Raw genomic sequence first — 3,165 nt, 5'->3', positions numbered from 1 at the left:
TGATAGGAGTTTGTTCTGCTAAACGTAATTGCTTTTTCAAAGCCAGGTAAATGAATACTTTGCTCGTCTATTACAATGTCGTTGTCGTCAATAAGTCCGTCGCCAAAGCGATAAATAAGCTCGTACTGGCCTAAATCTGCTTGCGTTTGATACGTTTTCTGCGAAGCGCTAACCACACTATTTTTCTGTGTGTAACTAGTCATAACATCATCGCCATGGCGCTTAGCAAGCATTTGCATTGTTACTTTTGGTGAAAGTACAGTCGCTGTTGCATTGTTACCGCCAAAGCCTTTTGAATTTATAAAAGCAATATCCATATCAGCGCATTCGTAATGGCTATTGCGAATATCAAGATGGTCGCTATAAACATCATCAGCCACTTTATCAATAGTGGTAATACCCGGCATAATATTATGACTAAATATGCCTAACGCAATCGCTAACTGGTCACCACTTGCAGGTGCAATAGTATGGCCAACATACGCTTTTGGCGCTGTTACTTTCCAGTTATCAATAGCAAACGTTTGCGCTACTTTATGATAAATCAAAGACTCTGTTACACGGTTTTGCGGTGTACTAGAACCATGAGCTAAAATAAAGCTACGTTCTTGCAGTGCTTCTTTACCTAATAAGCTGCTAGCAAGTGCAGCTGATTTTGCCATTGTAATATAGTTACCAGGTCCAGGTGATGTAATCGACTTTTTAACGCCATCTGCATTTACAAACACATCCGGTACGCTGCCCATAATATCAGCGCCCAACTCAAGGGCTAAAGCATCATCCATTAAAATAGCAACTTGCGCGCCTTCACCTAATGTAAAGCCACAGTTATCGCCAAATGGGCGACTGCTAGTACGGTAATCTGGTTCTTCATCATTTGATAAGTTATCTAAACGGCGCAGCCCTTCAACGTTTGCAAGTGCACTCATGTTACCAAAGCCTTCTACAACTTCTGGTGTAATAGCGCACTCAACACTTGCGACAACCGCAACGCGTGTGCGCCCTGCTTGTATGTCATTAACCGCTGCACGTAAATTATATAAAAACGTTGCACATGCGCCCGAGGTCGAAAACGTAGTACCTACATTGCCCGTAACATAGGCATTAATAAAATCGGTAGACATTGTATTTAAGCCCAGTGCTAACTGCTTAGTGCTAACACGGTCGCCTTGTTGGCGCGCCTTTACTAAACCACCTAGGCCTTTGTCGTCCATTTGGCCAATTACCGATGCTGAATAGGTACCAATTTTATCTGGCTCTACGCTATTCATAATATGCTGCCAATCAAGCCCAGTTGATTTAATCGCATCTGTAGCTGCAAAAATAGTGGCTTGCAAACCACGAGGCTGATAGCGGCTGTTATACATAACTGATGGATCAAACCCAGTCGGAAATTGCCCAGCAGATTTAATTGGGTTATCGCGTGTTGAGTCATGCTTTACGTCTAAGTCGGCTGCAATAGTTACTTTAACTTTTTTGCCTTCAAGCTCTTCAACTTGCCAGCTAGCTGGAATAGGTGCAGGTAAGTCGCGAGCACGCGTTTCAAACACAATTGCGTTATCGCTTGATGCGGTTAGTGTCATTTTTTGCTGCCACGGTGTTGCGTCGGCATCAAAGTGTTCTTTTTCAATTTTACGAATAAGTGTACCAGCAATAATTTGCTCACCAAAGCGTGCTTCTATGTCGCTTTGCTCAACATTATTACCTTGTGTATCTTGTAATTGGCCGTTTACAACGCTTACTAGATTCATCAGTGTGGCGAGGCCTAAAAATGTTTCACTGCGATCTTGAGCATTTAAACTATCTAACACGATACGGCGATAACCTTGATGAAAAGAAGTACGGCCAGCGGCGTTAATGCCACCCATGCCTACTATAACGGGTAATGCTGTCATAATTTACCTTTTAGAAACGTGTTATAAGGAGAAGAGGCAGTTTAAATGGATTATGCACCACACATTGTGCTTTAATAGCCAAATATTCAGCACAAAAGGCCAAAATGTACTGGTCGGAGCATTTATATGACTGATAAACACACTAATCCACCTTTAAACATTGCTATAGCGGTATATCCGCATTTATTAGTGACTAGTTTAACGCTGCCTATAGAAATGCTAAGAGCCGGCGAGGCCTTTGCTAAAGGGCATCTTGATAAGCAAAGCTTTAGGCCACTTGCTATAAATTTAGTGGCTAAAAGTGCTGAATCTATACCCACCCGTGCAGGCCTTGCTATAAATCCTGATTGCATAACAACTAACGCGCCCTACAGCGATTTGATTATAGTGCCGGGTATTTGGCGGAACCCACGCCCAGTGGTGCGAACAAATCAAGAAATAGTTGATTGGCTAAGTGAAAGCTTTAGCGCAGGCAGCCATATAATTGGTGTCGGTACTGGCAACTGTTTATTAGCTGAGGCTGGCTTACTTGATGGCCACCCTGCTACCACCCATTGGCATTACGCCAAACAATTTAGCCATGACTACCCGCAGGTGCGCTTAAAGCCCGACTTTTTTATAACCCAATCAGAGCGCATGTATACCGTAGCAAGCCTTAATGCCCTTGCAGATGTTATCGTACATATTATCAGCCAGTACTACACAAAAGCCGCCGCGCAGCATGTAGAGCGTAATTTTTCGCACGAAATACGCAAACCCTACGAAGATCAACGCTATTTAGAAGGTGCAGTAGACCGCCACCCCGATGAGCTAATTGCGCAAATTCAATTTTGGCTAAAAACGAATTTAGCCACCGAGCTAAACTTGCAAGAAGTCGCTGCCCAATTTAGCTTAAGCTATCGTACTTTTACCCGCCGCTTTAGAGCCGCAACGAACCAAAGCCCTATTGAGTATTGGCAACAATTACGCGTAGAAGGTGCGAAAGAGTTATTAGCATCATCAAATTTATCAATTCAAGAAGTGGCTTTAGAAGTTGGATATAACGACCAAGGGCATTTAACCCGCGTGTTTAAAAAAGTATTAAGCCAAACACCCAGTGGCTACAGAAAAGTAGTTAGGAGAAAGTTGTTTGGCTAACCAGCGACGACACTCCAAATTGGCATTTTTTTATACATAAATTATACTCTTATCAATAATATAATTTACGCCATACCAAGGTAATTGCATGAGAGATAAACTTAGTAAGCACCTTTTTGATCCACAAAGCGAT

At 42.6% G+C, this 3,165-nt stretch carries 2 protein-coding genes; one reads left to right on the top strand and one right to left on the bottom strand.

Annotated elements, in window-relative coordinates; all coding sequences use genetic code 11:
• On the bottom strand, positions 1-1,895 hold a 1,895-nt coding region (locus H5072_RS15415), incomplete at its 3' end, for a beta-ketoacyl synthase (protein WP_182694021.1).
• Positions 1,896-2,021: 126 nt separating this feature from the next.
• Here H5072_RS15415 and H5072_RS15410 point away from each other — a divergent pair.
• Complete coding sequence (locus tag H5072_RS15410; RefSeq protein ID WP_138488986.1) at positions 2,022-3,032, top strand: GlxA family transcriptional regulator; 1,011 nt, start codon at positions 2,022-2,024, stop codon at positions 3,030-3,032.
• Positions 3,033-3,165: the final 133 nt, after the last annotated feature.

Origin of the sequence: Pseudoalteromonas sp. SR45-5 (assembly GCF_014163565.1) — a bacterium.
GTDB lineage: Bacteria > Pseudomonadota > Gammaproteobacteria > Enterobacterales > Alteromonadaceae > Pseudoalteromonas > Pseudoalteromonas distincta.
Note: the sequence above shows the minus strand (reverse complement) of the source record. Positions and strands in the feature narration are given on the sequence as shown.

Excerpts from the sequence above, each read along its gene's own strand:
- H5072_RS15410 (WP_138488986.1), top strand. The coding sequence starts at position 2,022 with ATGACTGATAAACACACTAATCCACCTTTAAACATTGCTATAGCGGTA.